Annotated in this window: 15 protein-coding genes; 6 read left to right on the top strand and 9 right to left on the bottom strand. The window is 70.8% G+C overall.

The window, feature by feature from the left end; all coding sequences use genetic code 11:
- Nucleotides 1–132 precede the first annotated feature (132 nt).
- From AC3EU2_RS17410 to AC3EU2_RS17400, 3 genes are all read left to right on the top strand, one after another.
- Nucleotides 133–2,064 (top strand): beta strand repeat-containing protein, encoded by a 1,932-nt coding sequence (locus tag AC3EU2_RS17410; protein ID WP_488177532.1) that lies wholly within the window; start codon nt 133–135, stop codon nt 2,062–2,064.
- 150 nt (nt 2,065–2,214) lie between these two features.
- Nucleotides 2,215–2,901, top strand: a complete 687-nt coding sequence (locus tag AC3EU2_RS17405) for a metallophosphoesterase family protein (protein WP_488177531.1) — start codon at nt 2,215–2,217, stop codon at nt 2,899–2,901.
- Nucleotides 2,891–3,739, top strand: coding sequence for a ParB N-terminal domain-containing protein (locus AC3EU2_RS17400; RefSeq protein WP_488177530.1), 849 nt, complete (start codon nt 2,891–2,893; stop codon nt 3,737–3,739). Before AC3EU2_RS17405 ends, AC3EU2_RS17400 begins: the two co-directional genes overlap by 11 nt.
- 7 nt (nt 3,740–3,746) lie before the next feature.
- Here AC3EU2_RS17400 and AC3EU2_RS17395 read toward each other — a convergent pair whose 3' ends face one another.
- From AC3EU2_RS17395 to AC3EU2_RS17355, 9 genes are all read right to left on the bottom strand, one after another.
- Complete coding sequence (locus AC3EU2_RS17395; protein WP_488177529.1) at nt 3,747–4,964, bottom strand: ABC transporter ATP-binding protein; 1,218 nt, start codon at nt 4,962–4,964, stop codon at nt 3,747–3,749.
- Between the two features lie 32 nt (nt 4,965–4,996).
- A complete protein-coding gene (locus AC3EU2_RS17390) occupies nt 4,997–5,830 on the bottom strand; it encodes a carbohydrate ABC transporter permease (RefSeq protein WP_488177528.1) in 834 nt (277 codons plus the stop codon).
- A 1-nt stretch (nt 5,831) separates the two neighbouring features.
- Entirely contained in the window at nt 5,832–6,815 is a 984-nt protein-coding gene (locus tag AC3EU2_RS17385) for a carbohydrate ABC transporter permease (RefSeq protein WP_488177527.1), read from the bottom strand.
- The gene (locus AC3EU2_RS17380; protein ID WP_488177526.1) at nt 6,812–8,104 is read right to left on the bottom strand and encodes an ABC transporter substrate-binding protein; all 1,293 of its coding nucleotides are present in this window, start codon (nt 8,102–8,104) and stop codon (nt 6,812–6,814) included. The genes AC3EU2_RS17385 and AC3EU2_RS17380 overlap by 4 nt, the downstream gene beginning before the upstream one ends.
- 61 nt (nt 8,105–8,165) lie before the next feature.
- On the bottom strand, nt 8,166–9,398 hold the full coding sequence (cobA, locus tag AC3EU2_RS17375) for a uroporphyrinogen-III C-methyltransferase (protein WP_488177525.1): 1,233 nt from the start codon (nt 9,396–9,398) through the stop codon (nt 8,166–8,168).
- On the bottom strand, nt 9,395–10,654 hold the full coding sequence (locus AC3EU2_RS17370; protein WP_488177524.1) for a sulfate adenylyltransferase subunit 1: 1,260 nt from the start codon (nt 10,652–10,654) through the stop codon (nt 9,395–9,397). The genes cobA and AC3EU2_RS17370 overlap by 4 nt, the downstream gene beginning before the upstream one ends.
- Nucleotides 10,654–11,574: a sulfate adenylyltransferase subunit CysD gene (gene cysD / locus AC3EU2_RS17365; protein ID WP_488179509.1), complete on the bottom strand. Its 921-nt coding sequence runs from the start codon at nt 11,572–11,574 to the stop codon at nt 10,654–10,656. Before cysD ends, AC3EU2_RS17370 begins: the two co-directional genes overlap by 1 nt.
- A 26-nt stretch (nt 11,575–11,600) precedes the next feature.
- Nucleotides 11,601–12,317 (bottom strand): phosphoadenylyl-sulfate reductase, encoded by a 717-nt coding sequence (locus AC3EU2_RS17360; RefSeq protein WP_488177523.1) that lies wholly within the window; start codon nt 12,315–12,317, stop codon nt 11,601–11,603.
- The gene (locus tag AC3EU2_RS17355) at nt 12,314–14,017 is read right to left on the bottom strand and encodes a nitrite/sulfite reductase (RefSeq protein WP_488177522.1); all 1,704 of its coding nucleotides are present in this window, start codon (nt 14,015–14,017) and stop codon (nt 12,314–12,316) included. The genes AC3EU2_RS17360 and AC3EU2_RS17355 overlap by 4 nt, the downstream gene beginning before the upstream one ends.
- A 137-nt stretch (nt 14,018–14,154) precedes the next feature.
- On the opposite strand from AC3EU2_RS17355, the gene AC3EU2_RS17350 reads away from it, so the two are divergent.
- The 3 genes from AC3EU2_RS17350 to AC3EU2_RS17340 all read left to right on the top strand — a co-directional run bounded on the left by AC3EU2_RS17350 (nt 14,155) and on the right by AC3EU2_RS17340 (nt 17,249).
- Nucleotides 14,155–14,580, top strand: coding sequence for a hypothetical protein (locus AC3EU2_RS17350; RefSeq protein WP_488177521.1), 426 nt, complete (start codon nt 14,155–14,157; stop codon nt 14,578–14,580).
- Nucleotides 14,581–14,694: 114 nt separating this feature from the next.
- Nucleotides 14,695–16,566, top strand: coding sequence for a 1-deoxy-D-xylulose-5-phosphate synthase (dxs, locus tag AC3EU2_RS17345; protein WP_488177520.1), 1,872 nt, complete (start codon nt 14,695–14,697; stop codon nt 16,564–16,566).
- Between the two features lie 218 nt (nt 16,567–16,784).
- Complete coding sequence (locus AC3EU2_RS17340) at nt 16,785–17,249, top strand: methyltransferase family protein (protein WP_488177519.1); 465 nt, start codon at nt 16,785–16,787, stop codon at nt 17,247–17,249.
- Nucleotides 17,250–17,318: the final 69 nt, after the last annotated feature.

The following is a 17,318-nucleotide window of genomic DNA, read 5'->3' as shown; positions in this document are numbered from 1 at the left end:
GCCCTGTCCGGGGCCCGCCCTGGACCCGGGCTCCCGCCCTGATTGATGCCGCTCCGGCGCCTGCTCCCAGGCGCTGTCCGAGCAGTTCCCGCGTTCGCGGGCTCACCCACATCAATCACGGAAGGAACCACCATGCGCGCATCAATGAGGCGAGGGCTCAAGATCGCCCTCGTCGTCGGCGGAGGCCTCGTCTTCTCCGCCCAGGCACAGGCTGACGACACCACCGGTGTCGGCAGCATCCTCGGCGGGAACCAGTCCGTCGTCTCGGTAACGGTCCCGGTGACGGTCAGCGGCAACGCCGTCTCGGTCATCGGCGACTCCAGCAGCACGAAGGCGACGACGTCCTCCGCGGCTCCCAGCTCGGGCGCTTCGGGTGGCACGTCGTCGACCTCGGGTGAGGATTCGGTGGCTGGTGGCAACCAGATCTCGGCCCCGGTCACGGTTCCGGTGACGGTCGGCGGGAACGCGGTCTCGGTCATCGGCGACTCCAGCAGCACGAAGGCGACGACGTCCTCCGCGGCTCCCAGCTCGGGCGCTTCGGGTGGCACGTCGTCGACCTCGGGTGAGGATTCGGTGGCTGGTGGCAACCAGGTCTCGGCCCCGGTCACGGTTCCGGTGACGGTCGGCGGGAACGCGGTCTCGGTCATCGGCGACTCCAGCAGCACGAAGGCGACGACGTCCTCCGCGGCTCCCAGCTCGGGCGCTTCGGGTGGCACGTCGTCGACCTCGGGTGAGGATTCGGTGGCTGGTGGCAACCAGGTCTCGGCCCCGGTCACGGTTCCGGTGACGGTCGGCGGGAACGCGGTCTCGGTCATCGGCGACTCCAGCACCGAGGGTTCCGACACCACGTCGGGCACCGTCGGCGACAGCGTCGGTGGTGACGTCATCACCTCCGGTGAGGACTCGGTCCTCGGCGGCAACCAGGTCATCGCCCCGGTCAATGCTCCGGTCACCGTCGGCGGCAACGCCGTCTCGGTCATCGGCGACTCCAGCACCGAGGGTTCCGACACCACGTCGGGCACCGTCGGCGACAGCGTCGGTGGTGACGTCATCACCTCCGGTGAGGACTCGGTCCTCGGCGGCAACCAGGTCATCGCCCCGGTCAATGCTCCGGTCACGATCGGCGGCAACGCCGTCTCGGTCATCGGCGACTCCAGCACCGAGGGTTCCGACACCACGTCGGGCACCGTCGGCGACAGCGTCGGTGGTGACGTCATCACCTCCGGTGAGGACTCGGTCCTCGGCGGCAACCAGGTCATCGCCCCGGTCAATGCTCCGGTCACGATCGGCGGCAACGCCGTCTCGGTCATCGGCGACTCCAGCACCGAGGGTTCCGACACCACGTCGGGCACCGTCGGCGACAGCGTCGGTGGTGACGTCATCACCTCCGGTGAGGACTCGGTCCTCGGCGGCAACCAGGTCATCGCCCCGGTCAATGCTCCGGTCACGATCGGCGGCAACGCCGTCACGGTCATCGGCGACTCCAGCACCGAGGGTTCCGACACCACGTCGGGCACCGTCGGCGACAGCGTCGGTGGTGACGTCATCACCTCCGGTGAGGACTCGGTCCTCGGCGGCAACCAGGTCATCGCCCCGGTCAATGCTCCGGTCACGATCGGCGGCAACGCCGTCACGGTCATCGGCGACTCCAGCACCGGAGGCAGCACGACCGACGGCTCGACCCCGCCGGTGCTGCCCGCCAACCCCACCGACCCGGTGAACCCGACCAACCCGGTGAACCCGACCGACCCGGCGAACCCGACCGATCCCACGAACCCCGTCGACCCGACGGACCCCGTGGACCCGGCCGACCCGGCCAACCCCTCGGAGCCGACGACTCCCACCGACATCGGTGGCGTCCGCAACGACGGGACTCCGCAGACCAGTCGCAGCGCCGGCATCGTCCGATCCGCTCCGACCGGCGTGGTGGCCATGGGGGCCCCCACGGGCAACCTGGCGCAGACCGGGGTCGACGCGAGCCTGCTGCTGGGCCTCGCCCTCGCGCTCTTCGCGTTCGGCGGCCTGCTGCTCAGGGGTGCACGTCGCCGAGGTCTCGCCAGCTGAGCTGAATCTCGGACAAAGGATCGCTGCGAGCACGACTCAGCCGGGTCCGGCGCACTCCTGCGCCGGACCCGGCAGAGCCACGCCAGGACGCGGTCTCGAGGTCGTCGCCGGCTGGGTGACGCCTCCGGGTCACACCGGCATACTGGGGCGATGGTGCGTGTCCTCGCCATCGCTGACGAGGTGGACCACTCCCTCGTGGGGGAGCGGCTCACCCGGATGCGACCCGAGCTCGTCGTCAGCGCCGGTGACCTGCCCTGGGACTACATCGAGTCGGTCGCCTCGGCCGTCGACGCCCCGGTGGTCTTCGTCCCGGGCAACCACGACCCCCTCGTCGGCACGACGACGCTCTCGCGCGGAGGGTTGCACCTCGACTCGGGGATGCCCTGTGACACCCCGCGGCCGGTCGGGGCGGTCAACGTCGACGGGCTCGTCGTCGAGGTCGCCGGACTGCGGATCGCCGGCCTCGGTGGCTGCGTTCGCTACCGGCCGGGGCCCAACATGTACTCGCAGCGCGAGTACCACCTCAGGGCGCGCCGGCTCGCGTGGCGGGCGCACGGCGGGTGGGGCCTGCGAGGCCGGGGGCGCCGTGACGTCGACATCCTCCTCACCCATGCCCCACCTCTGGGGCTGGGCGACGAGGAGGACGGTCCGCACGTCGGGATCGAGGCGCTGCACGGGCTCCTCGCCCGGTTGCATCCCACGTGGCTGCTGCACGGCCACATCCACCCGCACGGACACCCCCGACCCGACCGACGGGTGGGCGGCACCACGGTCCGCAACGTCGTGCCGGTGCGGCTGTTCGAGATCGAGCGAGGTGGCACCGACGATGGTTTCTGACACCGGCTTCCCCCGGGCCGACGCCGAGGCCGACTTCCTCAAGGTCCGACGGCAGCAGCGCATGTCCGGGCTCGCCCGCAAGGTGCGTGGCGACGAGGCGCGCGTGCTGTCCCTGGACGAGGTCCTCAAGGCCCTCGGCAACAGGGGGGAGCAGTCGCTCGGGGTGCAGAGCATCCCCGTCGCCCAGATCGTCGGGTCGGTGGACAAGGTGCGCGAGTTCGACCCGAGCTTCCGGCCCACGTCCGGGCGCAACCGGGCGCGGTGGGAGCGGCTGGCCGAGGCGGTCCGCCGCGGGGAGCCGATCCCGCCGATCGACGTCTACCAAGTCGGCGACATGTACTTCGTGCGCGATGGTCACCACCGGGTCTCGGTCGTTCGCGCCCTCGGTGACAGCCTCATCGAGGCCGACGTCACGCGGATCCGGACGACGTTGGCGCCCGACGGCATCCGCGACCGCGGGGACCTGCGCGGCAAGAACCTACGGCGGATCTTCCTCGAGCGGGTCCCGTTGGACCGGCTCGCCCGCGCCGAGGTGCGGTGCCAGGACCCCCTCAGCTACCCGCTGCTCGCCGAGATGGTCGAGGCGTGGGCGGCGCGGCTGATGTTCCGCGAGGGCACCCTGCTCACGGCGTCGCACGCCGCAGCCCGGTGGTACTGCGAGGAGTTCACCATGGTCATGGAGCTCGCCCGCGACGGCGGCTTCGTGGAGGCACACGAGGCGGAGGGGGATGCCTACGTGCGGCTCGCGGGCACCCGCTACCAGCTCTTCGGAGAGCATGTGTGGTCCGAGGAGGTCTTCGAGCAGATCGCCCACGCCAAGGGCAGGGCGAAGGGTTGACGGCCGGTCAGGTCGGGGCGTTCTCCGAGCCCGTCCTGGTGCGGGTGACGCCCTCGAGCAGGTTGTCCCCGGTCTTGGCGTCGAAGATCTGCAGCTGCGAGGTGTCGTACCAGAGTTCGGCGTCCTGTCCCTGCCGGGTGCGGGCCGCCGGGTCGAGCCGCGCGGTGACCGAGGTCCCGTCGCCGCCGTGCATGTCGTTGCCGGCATCGGCCGCGAGGTCGTCGAGGTCGGCGGAGTGGGCCCCCTCGCCGCGCACGGTGAAGTAGGCGTAGATGTCCGAGCCCATCGCCTCGACGATGTCGATGGGCACGCTGAACCGCGCGCCTCCCTTGGCCTCGGGCACGAGCCGGGCGTCCTCGAAGTGCTCGGGCCGGATGCCGACGATGACGTCCTGCGAGCTCGACGCGGCCTTGTCGAGCGCCTGGCGGAGCTCGTCGGGCAACGTGGCGTCGCCCAGAGACGTGGTGATCCTGCCGCCGCCCTCGAGCCGTCCCGGCAGGAAGTTCATCGACGGGCTGCCGATGAACCCGGCCACGAAGAGGTTGGTCGGGTGCTCGTACAGCTCGGTGGGGGAGCCGACCTGCTGCACGACCCCGCCGCGCATGACGACCACCCGGTCCCCGAGCGTCATCGCCTCGGTCTGGTCGTGGGTGACGTAGATCGTCGTCGTGCCGAGGTTCTTCTGGATCCTCGAGACCTGGGTGCGCATCTGCACGCGCAGCTTGGCGTCGAGGTTGGACAGCGGTTCGTCCATGAGGAACGCCTTGGGGGAGCGGACGATCGCGCGTCCCATCGCCACGCGCTGTCGCTGTCCACCGGAGAGGTTCGACGGGCGCCGGTCGAGGTGCTGCGTGAGCTCGAGCATCTCCGCCGCCTCACCGACCTTCTTGGCGATCGTCCCCTTGTCGACGCCGGCGAGCTTGAGCGGGAAGCCCATGTTCTCGCCGACCGTCATGTGCGGGTAGAGGGCGTAGGACTGGAACACCATGGCGATGTCGCGGTCCTTGGGCGCCTTGTCGTTGACGACGTCGCCGTCGATGAGGAGGCGGCCCTGGGTGATGTCCTCCAGCCCCGCCACCATGTTGAGGGTCGTGGACTTCCCGCACCCCGAGGGTCCGACGAGGATGATGAACTCCCCGTCGGCGATCTCGAGGTTGAAGTTGTCGACGGCGAGCGCGCCGTCCGGGTACCTCTTGACGACGTTGTCGAGGACGATCTCAGCCATGGCTGCTCCTTCGGGTGCGTGCGGGTCCCTGCTCAGCCCTTGACGGCGCCGGACGTCAGTCCGGCCACGATCCGTCGCTGGAAGAGCAGGACGAAGATGACGATGGGGATGGTGATGATGACGGCGGCGGCGGCGATCGGCCCGGTCGGCTTCTCGAACGTCGTGGCGCCGGTGAAGTACGCCATGGCGGCGGGGACCGTGCGCGAGGCCGAGGTCGACGTCAGCGAGATCGCGAAGAGGAAGTCGTTCCAGCAGCTGATGAAGACGAGGATGGCGGTCGTGAAGACGCCCGGCATCGCCAGTGGGGTGATGACCTGACGGAAGGCCTGGTAGGGCGTGGCTCCGTCCATCTTGGCCGCCTTCTCGAGCTCCCACGGGATCTCCCGGAAGAACGCGGAGAGGGTGTAGATCGCCAGCGGCAGGGCGAACGTGATGTAGGGGATGATGAGGCCGAGCCAGGTGTCGAACAGCCCCAAGGCGGTCTCGATCTTGAAGAGCGGGGTGACCAGGGCGATCTGCGGGAACATGGCGATGAGCAATGACAGCGCGACGATCGTCCTCTTGCCGGGGAAGTCGAGACGGGCGATGGCGTAGGCCGCCATCGTGCCGAAGACGATCGCCACGAAGGTCGCGATGAGGCAGATGCCGATCGAGTTGATGAGCGCTCGCGTGAAGTCCGGGTTGTCGAAGATCTGCTGGTAACTCGCCCACGACGGCGACACCGGGAGGAACTTCCCGTCGTTGAGGCTCGCGGAGTCCTTGAGCGAGAGCGAGATGATCCAGATGACGGGCACGAACGCGTAGATGAGCACGACGATGTTGACCGCCGTCCAGGTCAGCTTCCGCTGGGTCGTCTCCTGCTGCATGTCAGCGCCTCCCGCCGTCATCGGACCCCGGGGCGGCGGCCCCGAAGACCTTGATGAAGATGAACGCGATGATGGCGATGGACAGGAAGATCAGCACCGCCATCGTCGACCCGATGCCGAGGTTGAGCCCCCTGATGAGGTTGTTGTAGCCCACCATCGACACCGACGCCGTCTCGTTCGCGCCGCCGGTGAGAACGAAGATGTTGTCGAAGACCCGGAACGCGTCGAGGGTGCGGAAGAGGAGCGCGACGAGGATCGACGGCTTGATGAGGGGCACCGTGATGGCCCAGAACCGCTGCCAGGCCGAGCCGCCGTCCATCGCCGCCGCCTTGTGCAGGTCCTCGGGCACGAGCGCCAGTCCCGCCATGAGGAGCAGGGCCATGAACGGCACGGTCTTCCACACCTCGGCGAGGATGATGATCGCGATCGAGGACCACTTGCCGGTGAGTGGGGCGTTGTCGCCGGCCAGCCAACCGAGGTCCTGGGTCCACGCGAAGCGCCACGAGAAGGCCGCCACGACGGTGACGATCGCGTAGGGCACGAGCGCCGATGTGCGCACGAGACCGCGGCCGACGATGGTGCGGTGCATGACGATCGCGAGGAGCATCCCGAAGATGAGCTCGAAGAAGGCGCTGACGACCGTGATGAACATCGTGATCCCGAACGCCTGCCACCAGATGCCGCTCGACAGGACGGTGACGTAGTTCTCGAGTCCGACGAACTCGTTGGCGTCGGGGGTGCGCAGGTCGGCGCGGTTGAGCGACAGCCACAGGGCGTAGAAGATCGGGTATGCCGTCACGGCCAGCATGATGATCACCGCGGGGGCGACGAGCTTGATCCCGAGGTTGCGCTCGGCCCGCTTTCCCTCGCTGAAGCGCTTCTTCGCGATCTCGGTGCCGTCGTCGCCGCCGGTGTTCGAGCCGTCGAGACCGCCCTCGATGACCCTGGCTCCAGCGGCCTCGGCTGCATTCGTGCTGCTGCTCACGGCAGGATCCCCTTTCCTTCGAGGCTCTGCGCGATCAGCTCACGCAGCTCGGACGTGGAGGCCTCCGGGTCGATCGACCCCGGGGGTGACAGGTTCGTCGAGACCAGGGTGGAGATGTTCTGGTACAGCGGCGTCCTCGGACGTGGCACCGCGTTCTTCAGCTCCTCGAGCATCACGTCACCCATGGGGTACTGCTCCCGGAAGTCGGCGTTGCTCGTGTAGATGCTCTCGAGCACCGGTGCGTCGCCGGCGTCGATCGCGGCCTTGACCTGGTGCTCCTCGTTGCGCAGGCACATCGCCGCCTCGTAGGTCTCCTCCGGATGCTTGCTGTACGCGCTGACCGCGTAGTTCATGCCACCGAGGGTCACCTTGGGGGGCTGGCCGGCCTCGACGCTCGGGAACGTCGTGTAGCCCAGGTCGGCGGCGATCTCGGGGTTGGCGGTGCGCATCGCCGACAGGACGTAGGGCCAGTTGAGCGAGAAGGCCGATCGGCCCGCCTGCAGGTCGGCGAAGACCTCGGGCTCCTGCGCGTTGGACAGGGACCCGCTGACGAGACCGGACGTCGCGAGCTTCTTCATCAGCCCGAGTCCCTGGACCGCCTTGTCGTCGAGGGTCACCTTGGTGCTGTCCTCGTTGACGAAGGTGGCGCCGTAGGCGTTGAGCACGTTGTTGATGTTGACGACGTAGCCCTCGTACTGGGCCGCGGTGAACCCGATCTGGTGGGTCTTGCCGGCGTCCTTGAGGGCCTGCGCCTGCTCGAGGAGCTGGTCCCACGTCTCGGGCGGCTCGGGCACGAGGCTCTTGCGGTACCAGAGGATCTGGACGTTGGTCGTCCGGGGGATGGCGTAGAGCTTGTCCTTCCACGTGGCCGTGTCGACCGGTGGCTGGAGCACCCCCTCCACGGCGGCGTCCTTCTTCTCGCCGGTCAGCTCGCGGATCCACCCGGCCTCGGCGAACTCGGCGGTCCAGGTGACGTCCATGCCGAGGAGGTCCATGCCGTCGTCCTTGGCGGCGAGGCGCCGGACGAACTGCTCCCGCTGCCCGTCCGCGTCGCTCGGGAGCAGGTTCCCGACGATGGTGTACTTGCCGCCGGCCTCGGCGTTGCAGGCCTTGATGAGCTCGTCGAACTTCACCGCGGAGGCGCCACCGTAGAGGTTGACGACCGTCCCCTCCGGACTGCTGGAGCAGGCCGCGGTGAGACCGGCCGTGAGGGCGATCGCGCCGGCGCTGGCGACCAGCCGTCTCGTTCGCCGCGTCCGGCGCGAGACCGGGATCTGGTGACTGGACATCCTTGGCTCCTCCCGACCACGTCACTGTGACCTGGGTCTCACCCAATACCCAACTGACGGACTAGCGCAACCACTCGTCCGGATGAGGGTCATCGACCGCGGTGGCCAGGGACACGACGTCACCGACGACGATGACCGCCGGGGACTCGACGCCCCGGGCCCTCGCGCGGTCGGCGATGTCGCCGAGGTCGCCGATCGTCACCCGCTGGGTCGGGAGGAAGCCACGCTCGACGATGGCGACCGGGCAGCCGGTCGGTCGCCCCTGTGCGATGAGCTCCCGGGCGATGTCAGGGAGCATCGAGACGCCCATGAGCAGCACGAGCGTGTGGTCCGATCCCGTGGGGAGGGAGGGGATCTGCTCGTGTCCGGTGACCATCGTGAAGGACTTGGCGAGACCACGGTGCGTGACCGGTATGCCGGCCGCAGCCGGGACGGCGATCGCGCTCGTGACCCCCGGGACCACCTCGACCGCGATGCCGTGCGCCTCGCAGGCCAGGCGCTCCTCGCCGCCGCGGCCGAGGACGTAGGGGTCGCCACCCTTGAGGCGCACGACGCCGTGGCCGCGCTCGGCCTCCTCGACGAGGATCGCGTTGATCCGGTCCTGGGGCACGGGGTGGTGGTGCGGGGTCTTGCCGACGTCGATGACCCGCACCGACTCCGGGAGGCGGGACACGACGCCGCGCGGGGCGAGGCGGTCGACGACGACGACGTCGGCCGAGGCGAGCAGCTCGTGGCCGCGCGCGGTGAGGAGCCCGTCGCTGCCGGGGCCGCCCCCGACGAGGGCGACCCACCCGCTCTCACGGGGGCGACGTCGGCGCAGGTCGATCCCACCGCTCCGCAGGGCGAGGTCGATGCCGTCGCGCACGGTGGTCGCGAGGCGCGGGTCCCCGCCGGCGTGCACGGCGACCGTGACGACGCCGTCGGGGGTGGTGACGTCCGTGCGCGCGAGGACGCTGGCCCTCGTCGCGGAGGCGTCGGTCGCGTCGACGCACCACACGCGCAGCGCGGCGGCGTCCCTGCGCACGGCCTCGTCCACGTGAGGGTCTCCCGCGGCCGTGTGCACCAGCCAGGCGTCGTCGAGGTCGACGGGGCCGGAGTAGTCGCGCCGCACCCACTGCACCCGGTCCGCACGGCCCGACAGGGCGTCCGCGACCTCCTCGCACACCCACGGGGCGACGACGCGGACGAGGGCCCCCTCGTCGAGGAAGGCGTGGAGACGACGTCCGCTCACCGGCCCCCCGCCCACCAGGACGACGAGGCGGTCGGTGAGGTCGAGCGCCAGGGGCAGGCTCATGGGGTGCGGGCCATCCCGGCGGCGACGGTGTTTCCGTCGGCGGGGTCGATGACGAGGAACGCGCCACCGGCACGGCTTCGGGCGTAGTCCTCGATCGGCAACGGCGAGGCCGTGCGCAGGACGACCTTCCCGATGTCGTTGAGCGACAGCCGGTCCGAAGGCTCGGTCCGGAGCGTGTCGAGGTCCAGTCGACCCTCGATGGTCCGGACGATCGCGGGCACGGTGCGGGACCGGTGCTTGACGAGGACCCGGGCGCCGGGACGCAGGTCCGTGTCGCCGAGCCAGCAGAGGACCCCCGAGAGGTCCTGGGTGAGGGTCGGTACGTCGTCGGCGGCGACGAGGGTGTCACCACGGGAGAGGTCCACCTCGTCGGCGAGCCGCAGCGTCACCGACCGCCCCGCGGCCGCCTCGACCAGCTCGGCCTCGCCGAGGTCGATGCCGACCACCGTCGTGCGTTGTCCGGAGGGGAGGGCGACGACCGGGGTCCCGGTCGCGACGACCCCGGAGGTGACCTGGCCGGCATACCCGCGGTAGTCGACGTGACGAGGGTCGCGAGCGGCGCCCTGCGGCCGGATGGCGAGCTGGACCGTGAAGCGGAACGGCTCCTCGTCCGCCTCGGCGCTGGGGGAGAGTGTCTCGAGGAGACCGAGGAGGCTGGGGCCGCCGTACCAGGGCGTGTTCGCGGACGGCTCGACGATGTTGTCGCCGAGCAGTGCCGAGACGGGGACGGCGTGGGCGTCGGCGATGCCGAGCTGCTCGGCCACTGCGCGCACGTCACGGCTCACCTGGGCGAAAACGGCCTCCGCGTCGTCCACGAGGTCGATCTTGTTCACCGCGACGACGACGTGCGGGACCCGCAGCAGTGCGGTCACGGCGAGGTGTCGGCGGGTCTGCTCGGCCACGCCCTTGCGGGCGTCGACGAGGAGGACGACGACGTCGGCGGTGCTCGACCCGGTGACGGTGTTGCGGGTGTACTGCACGTGGCCGGGGCAGTCGGCGAGGATGAACGACCGCTGCGCCGTGGCGAAGTAGCGGTAGGCGACGTCGATGGTGATGCCCTGCTCGCGCTCGGCGCGCAGCCCGTCGGTGAGGAGGGCGAGGTCGGCGGCGGTGAGTCCGCGATCGCGTGAGACGCGCTCGACGGCGGCGAGCTGGTCGGCGAGCACGCTCTTGGTGTCGTGGAGGAGGCGGCCGACGAGGGTGGACTTCCCGTCGTCGACGGAGCCGGCGGTGGCCAGGCGGAGCAGGGTCGGCATCAGAAGTAGCCCTCCTTCTTGCGGTCCTCCATGGCAGCCTCGGACATCCGGTCGTCGGCCCGGGTGGCCCCGCGTTCGGTGAGCGTCGAGGCGGCCACCTCGACGACGACGTCGGCGACGGTGCGGGCCTGGCTGAGGACGGCGCCGGTGCACGACATGTCACCGACCGTGCGGTAGCGCACCGTGCGGGTCCGGACGTCCTCGCCGTCGCGCGGCTGCGAGTGCGGGCCGACGGCGAGCCACATGCCGTCGCGCTCGAAGACGTCGCGCTCGTGGGAGTAGTAGAGGCCGGGCAGGTCGATGGCCTCGCGCTCGATGTAGCGCCAGACGTCGAGCTCGGTCCAGTTCGAGATCGGGAAGACCCGGACGTGCTGGCCGGGGGCGTGCCGGGGGTTGTAGAGGTTCCACAGCTCGGGCCGCTGGGTGCGCGGGTCCCACTGGCCGAACTCGTCGCGCAGGCTGACGACGCGCTCCTTGGCGCGGGCCTTCTCCTCGTCGCGCCGGCCGCCGCCGAAGACCGCGTCGAAGCGGTGGCTCGTGATCGCGTCGAGCAGGGGGAGGGTCTGGAGCGGGTTGCGGGTGCCGTCGGGACGGTCCCTGAGTCGTCCGTCGTCGATCCAGTCCTGGACGCTGGCCACCTCGAGGCGCAGGCCGAGCCGCGCGACGGTCGCGTCGCGGTAGTCGAGGACCTCGGGGAAGTTGTGGCCCGTGTCGACGTGCAGGACGGGGAACGGGATCGGTGCCGGCCAGAACGCCTTGGCGGCGAGGTGCAGCATGACGACGGAGTCCTTGCCGCCGCTGAAGAGCAGCACCGGTCGCTCGAGCTCGCCGACGACCTCGCGGATGATGAGGATCGCCTCGCTCTCGAGGGCGTCCAGCTGGCCCAGGACGTGCTCGTCGTGCGTCACGGTGTCGTCCACCGCCGGCTGGGCGGTGACGGAGGCGCTCACGTGTGGATCCCGCACTCGGTCTTGGACAGCCCGGCCCAGCGGCCGGACCGGGGGTCCTCGCCGGGGGCGACCCGCTTCGTGCAGGGCTCGCACCCGATCGACGGGTAACCGTCGGAGAGAAGGAGGTTCACCGGGACCGCGTGGTTGATCGCGTATGCCGTGACGTCGTCGAGCGACCACGTCACCAGGGGGTTGACCTTGACGAGGCCGTGCTTCTCGTCGAAGGTCACGAGCGGGGTGTGGGTCCGGGTCGGCGCCTCGTCGCGGCGCACCCCGGTGACCCAGGCCTCGTAGCCGGCGAGGGTCCTTGCCAGCGGTTCCATCTTGCGCATCGCGCAGCAGGCCACCGGGTCGCGGTCGTGGAGGCGGGGGCCGAACCTCGCGTCCTGCTCCGCCACGGTCAGCTCGGGCAGGACGTCGACGACGGTGACGTCGAGCTCGTCGGCCACCCGGGCGCGGGTGCCGATGGTGTCGGAGAAGTGGTAGCCGGTCTCGAGGAAGAGGACGTCGACGCCGGGTGCGTGCTGCGAGACGAGGTGGGGGAGGACGCCCTCGGCCATGCTGCAGGCGACGGCCAGGGTGCCGGGGAAGGTCCCTGCGGCCCAGCGCGCGACGCCGACCGCATCGGTGTCGTCGAGGAGGGAGCCCTCGACGGCCAGGGCCCGCAGCTCCTCCTCGCTGCGCCGGGTGCTCCGGGTGGTGACGGTGCTCATGCCAGCTCCTCATCGGTCGCGCGGTGGGCCCACGTGGCGAACGACTCACCGGGAGTGCGCTGCTCGACGAACCTCCGGACGACCCGCTCGACGTAGTCGGCGAGGTCGGCCGACTGCACCTTGAGGCCGCGGACCGTCCGGCCGAGACCGGCCTCGTCGCGCTCGGGGGAGGCGAGTCCTCCGCCCAGGTGGACCTGGAACCCGGGCACGTGCTCGCCGTCGTCCGTGGTCGTGATGAGCCCCTTGAGGCCGATGTCGGCGGTCTGGATCCGGGCGCAGGAGTTGGGGCACCCGTTGACGTGCAACGAGATCGGCGTGTCGAGCTCGATGCCGGCCAGGCGCTTCTCGAGCTCGGTGATGACGACCGTCGCGGTGTCCTTGGTGTCGACGAGCGCGAGCTTGCAGTACTCGATGCCGGTGCACGCCATCGTCGAGCGGCGGAACGGACTCGGCGTGGCCGTGAGCCCGAGACCTTCGAGGCCGGTGACGACCTCCTCGACACCGGCCTCGGGGACGCCGAGGACGACGAGCTTCTGGTGGGCGGTGAGCCGCACCCCGTCGCCGCCGACGTGCTCGACGAGGTCCGCGAGGCTCGTGAGGATCGTTCCGCTGACCCGTCCCACCGTCGGTGCCGCGCCGACGTAGAAGCGACCGTCCTTCTGGGCGTGGACGCCCACGTGGTCGCCGGGACCCTTCGCCGGTGCGGGCGCCGGGCCGTCGGGGAGCGCGCGACCGAGGTACTCGGTCTCGAGGATCTCGCGGAACTTCTCCGGGCCCCACTCGGCGAGCAGGAACTTCAGGCGGGCCTTGGTGCGCATCCGGCGGTAGCCGTAGTCACGGAAGATCGAGACGACGCCGTGCCAGACGTCGGGGGCGTCGGCCTCGGACACGAAGACGCCGAGGCGCTCGGCGAGCCGTGGCGCGGTCGAGAGGGCACCGCCGACCCAGAGGTCGAAGCCGGGGCCGAGCTCGGGGTGGACGACGCCGACGAGCGAGATGTCGTTGATCTCGTGCACGACGTCGAGGCTCGGGTGCCCCGTGATGGCGGTCTTGAACTTGCGCGGGAGGTTGGAGAGCTCCTCGTCGCCGAGCCATCGCGACGTGATCTCGCGGATGACCGGCGTGGGGTCGATGATCTCGTCCGCGGCGACTCCCGCGACGGGGGAGCCGAGGAAGCCGCGGGGCGTGTCGCCGCAGGCCTCGGTCGTCTGGAGACCGACGGCCTCGAGCCGGCGCCAGATCTCGGGGACGTCCTCGATGGCGATCCAGTGGTACTGGATGTTCTGGCGGTCGCTGATGTCGGCGCTCTCGCGGGCGAAGTCGGTGGAGATGGCCCCCAGGACGCGCAGCTGGTCGGGGGAGAGGAGCTGTCCGTCGGTGCGGACGCGGAGCATGAAGTAGCGATCCTCGAGCTCGTGCGGCTCGAGCGAGGCGGTGCGCCCGCCGTCGATCCCGGGCTTGCGCTGCGTGTAGAGGCCCCACCAGCGGAACCGGCCGTGGAGGTCGTCGCCGGAGATGGCGTCGAAGCCGTCGCGGGCATAGATCGTCTCGATCCGCTCGCGGACGTTGAGACCGTTGTCCTGCGCCTTGAACGCCTCGTTGGGGTTGAGCGGCTCGCGACCGTCGACGGCCCACTGGCCGTTGGACCGCCCGGTGCGAGGCGGCCGCAGGGCGCGGCTGCCGGAGGCGACGCTCGTCATGGGTCCTCGATCCTCAATGGGGTGGAAACGTTGATGGGAAGCATAAGACCGAGTTATGGCTGCGTCTCAGGTGGTCCACGATGTGGCCCGGCCCCGGGACCCGCCGGTCGGGGGCGAAGAGGGCTAGAATCGAACGCATGTTCGACAATCCGGCACCCCCGTTGCGGCGGGCCGCCAGCCCCGGCGCACCGGGCGGGGCCCGCAGCGGACCGCCGGGGTGGCCCGCCCGGGTGCCACCGCCGGACGCGCCCGGCTGGCAGATGCCGGCCGTGGGCTGGCTGCTCGACCACTGCCCGTCGGAGTACCGCATGTATGCCGTGTGGCGCCGCCACCCGCTCGCCCTCGCCTGGGTGGCCACGCACCACCTCGACGGCCAACTGGGAGCGATGCGGACGGCATACCGGGGTCTGCGGGTCGACCTCGCGGACCACGTCGAGCCGGAGGGGATCGCCGCGGCGCTGGCCGCCCTCGAGGCCGAGGGCGCCCGGCTGCTCGCGGCCCGTCGGGCGGCCGGGCTGCTGCTGGAGGCCCTGCAGGGGCACGCGTTCGTGCCGAGGTTGTGAGAGTTTCCTGACGCACCGGTGAGGGTTCGCGCCGAGAGCCCTGCCCGAGCGGGCGCGACCCCGGCCAGCACCTAGACTTGGGCGGATGGACCACGGCAGCGAGAGGGAGAGCGTGTGAGCGTGTTGGAGCGCATCCAGGGCCCTGGTGACCTCACGGACCTCACCCGACCCGAGCTGGCGACCCTGGCCCAGGAGATCCGGACGTTCCTCGTCGACGAGGTCTCCCGCACCGGCGGCCACCTCGGACCCAACCTCGGTGTGGTCGAGCTGACCATCGCGATCCACCGGGTGTTCGACAGTCCGACCGACGCCGTCGTCTTCGACACCGGTCACCAGTCCTACGTGCACAAGCTGCTCACCGGGCGCCATGACTTCTCCGGGCTGCGCAAGCAGGGCGGGCTCTCGGGCTACCCGAGCCGGGCCGAGTCCGAGCACGACGTCGTCGAGAGCTCGCACGCCTCGAGCTCGCTCTCGTGGGCGCACGGCATCGCCGCCGGCCGTGTCGTCGCGGGTCGGCGCGACCGGCACACGGTCGCGGTCATCGGGGACGGCGCGCTCACCGGCGGAATGGCCTGGGAGGCGCTCAACAACATAGCCGCCGAGTCGGACCTGCCGCTCGTCATCGTCGTCAACGACAACGAGCGCTCCTACGCGCCGACCCGCGGCGGGCTCGCCGACCACCTCGCGACGCTGCGCACGACCCGCGGCTACGAGCGGTTCCTCGACTGGGGCAAGTCGACGCTGCACCGCACGCCCGTCGTCGGGGGAGCGATGTACGAGACCCTCCACGGGATGAAGAAGGGGATCAAGGACATCGTCGCCCCGCAGGGGCTCTTCGAGGACCTCGGACTCAAGTACGTCGGCCCGGTCGACGGCCACGACATCGCGGCGCTGGAGCAGGCGCTGCGCCGGGCGCGCGCCTTCGGGGGGCCGGTGCTCGTGCACGCGATCACCCAGAAGGGCAAGGGCTACGACCACGCCATCAACGACGAGAGCGACCAGTTCCACGCCGTCGGGGTCATCAACCCCGAGACCGGGCTGCCCCTGGAGATCTCCGGGCGCAGCTGGACCGAGGAGTTCAGCGACGCCCTCGTCGAGCTGGGGGAGGAGCGCGAGGACATCGTCGCCATCACCGCGGCGATGATGATCCCGGTGGGGCTCGACGCGTTCTCGAAGCGCTTCCCGAAGCGGACGTTCGACGTCGGCATCGCCGAGCAGCACGCGACGACGATGGCCGCCGGCCTGGCGTATGCCGGCCTGCACCCGGTCGTCGCGATCTACGCCACCTTCCTCAACCGCGCCTTCGACCAGCTCCTCATGGACTGCGCCCTGCACCGCGCCGGGGTGACGTTCGTCCTCGACCGCTCCGGCATCACGGGGCCCGACGGCGCCTCGCACCACGGCATGTGGGACATGTCGCTCGTCGGGATCGTGCCCGGGCTCCACCTCGCGGCCCCCCGCGACGGGCAGCAGATCCCCGCCGCGCTCCGTGCGGCTGTCGACATCGCCGACGCCCCCTCGGTCATCCGCTTCCCCAAGGGGTCGGTGGCCGACCCGATCGAGGCGGTGCGCAGTGTCGGGGGGGTCGACGTCCTCATGGAGCCGGACGAGGGTGCGGTCGACCTCCTCATCGTCGGGGTCGGCTCGATGGCCGCGACCGCGCTCACCGTTGCCGACAAGCTCGGTGCCGAGGGCCTGCGGGTGCGGGTCGTCGACCCGGTCTGGGCGCTGCCGGTCAACCCGGTGCTCGACGAGCTCGCCGGCGACGCCGGCCGGGTCGCGGTGGTCGAGGACAACTCCCTCGCCGGCGGTGTCGGCTCCCACGTGTCGGCAGCCCTGCGCGACAGGGGGATCGACGTCCCGATCGACCTCTTCGGGCTTCCGCGTGAGTTCCTCGACCACGGCTCCCGGGGTCAGGTTCTCGACCGCGTGGGTCTCACCCCGGAGGCCATCGCCGCCCGGCTGCTCGCCTCCTGCCGCGGCTGACCGGGGTCGAACGGACGCGACACCGTCCGCCCCGAGCGGTGGCGCCGGCCACCGCTCAGCACGACGTCTGCCTCGTTGACCCGCCGAGCGCATCGAGAGGACACTGGAGGACCTACCTTCGGAGCGAGGTGTCGCAGTGGGGTTGCCCGGCAAGGGGTTCCCACTCGGGTGACGGCTGGCGCCGACACGAACCAGCCTCGACCGAAAGGGTGGACACCGTGCCACGCATCCCTCCGCCGGCAGTGGCCGTCGGTGCGGCCCTCGTCCAACGTGCGCTCTCGGACGGAGCGCGTCCGCCCAGCACGAGTCGCCGTGCGGTAGCGGCCACCCTCTCCCTGGTCTCCTTCTCGATGGCCGGTGCGGCATCGAACCGCTTCCGGCGCGCTGGAACCACCGTCGAGCCGTTCCGACCCGAGCAGGCGACCGTGCTCGTCACCGGCGGTGCCAACGCCGCCAGTCGCAATCCCATGTACGTGGGCATGGCCGGACTGCTGCTGGCGCACGCGGTCGGACGGGGCTCGTGGGCAGCACTCCTCCCCGCGGTCGGCTTCGTCGTCTTCATCGACCGCGTCCAGATCCGCGCGGAGGAGACGGCGCTCCTCGAGAAGTTCGGGACGGCATACGAGGCCTACCGGGCCACGACGCCTCGCTGGGTCGACCGGAGGTCCCTCCGCCTGGGCTGACACGCCTGACCCACCGGTCCCGCCGGGCGAGCGGTCTCCCGTGGCGGCGTGCCCCGTGTTCCGGGCGGT

It is taken from the genome of Knoellia sp. B-D-2 (genome assembly GCF_057714695.1).
This window is presented reverse-complemented; position numbering and strand designations above follow the sequence as displayed.

Excerpts from the sequence above, each read along its gene's own strand:
- AC3EU2_RS17410 (WP_488177532.1), top strand. The coding sequence starts at position 133 with ATGCGCGCATCAATGAGGCGAGGGCTCAAGATCGCCCTCGTCGTCGGC.
- AC3EU2_RS17405 (WP_488177531.1), top strand. The coding sequence starts at position 2,215 with ATGGTGCGTGTCCTCGCCATCGCTGACGAGGTGGACCACTCCCTCGTG.
- AC3EU2_RS17400 (WP_488177530.1), top strand. The coding sequence starts at position 2,891 with ATGGTTTCTGACACCGGCTTCCCCCGGGCCGACGCCGAGGCCGACTTC.
- AC3EU2_RS17395 (WP_488177529.1), bottom strand. The coding sequence starts at position 4,964 with ATGGCTGAGATCGTCCTCGACAACGTCGTCAAGAGGTACCCGGACGGC.
- AC3EU2_RS17390 (WP_488177528.1), bottom strand. The coding sequence starts at position 5,830 with ATGCAGCAGGAGACGACCCAGCGGAAGCTGACCTGGACGGCGGTCAAC.
- AC3EU2_RS17380 (WP_488177526.1), bottom strand. The coding sequence starts at position 8,104 with ATGTCCAGTCACCAGATCCCGGTCTCGCGCCGGACGCGGCGAACGAGA.
- cobA (WP_488177525.1), bottom strand. The coding sequence starts at position 9,398 with ATGAGCCTGCCCCTGGCGCTCGACCTCACCGACCGCCTCGTCGTCCTG.
- AC3EU2_RS17370 (WP_488177524.1), bottom strand. The coding sequence starts at position 10,654 with ATGCCGACCCTGCTCCGCCTGGCCACCGCCGGCTCCGTCGACGACGGG.
- AC3EU2_RS17360 (WP_488177523.1), bottom strand. The coding sequence starts at position 12,317 with ATGAGCACCGTCACCACCCGGAGCACCCGGCGCAGCGAGGAGGAGCTG.
- AC3EU2_RS17355 (WP_488177522.1), bottom strand. The coding sequence starts at position 14,017 with ATGACGAGCGTCGCCTCCGGCAGCCGCGCCCTGCGGCCGCCTCGCACC.
- AC3EU2_RS17350 (WP_488177521.1), top strand. The coding sequence starts at position 14,155 with ATGTTCGACAATCCGGCACCCCCGTTGCGGCGGGCCGCCAGCCCCGGC.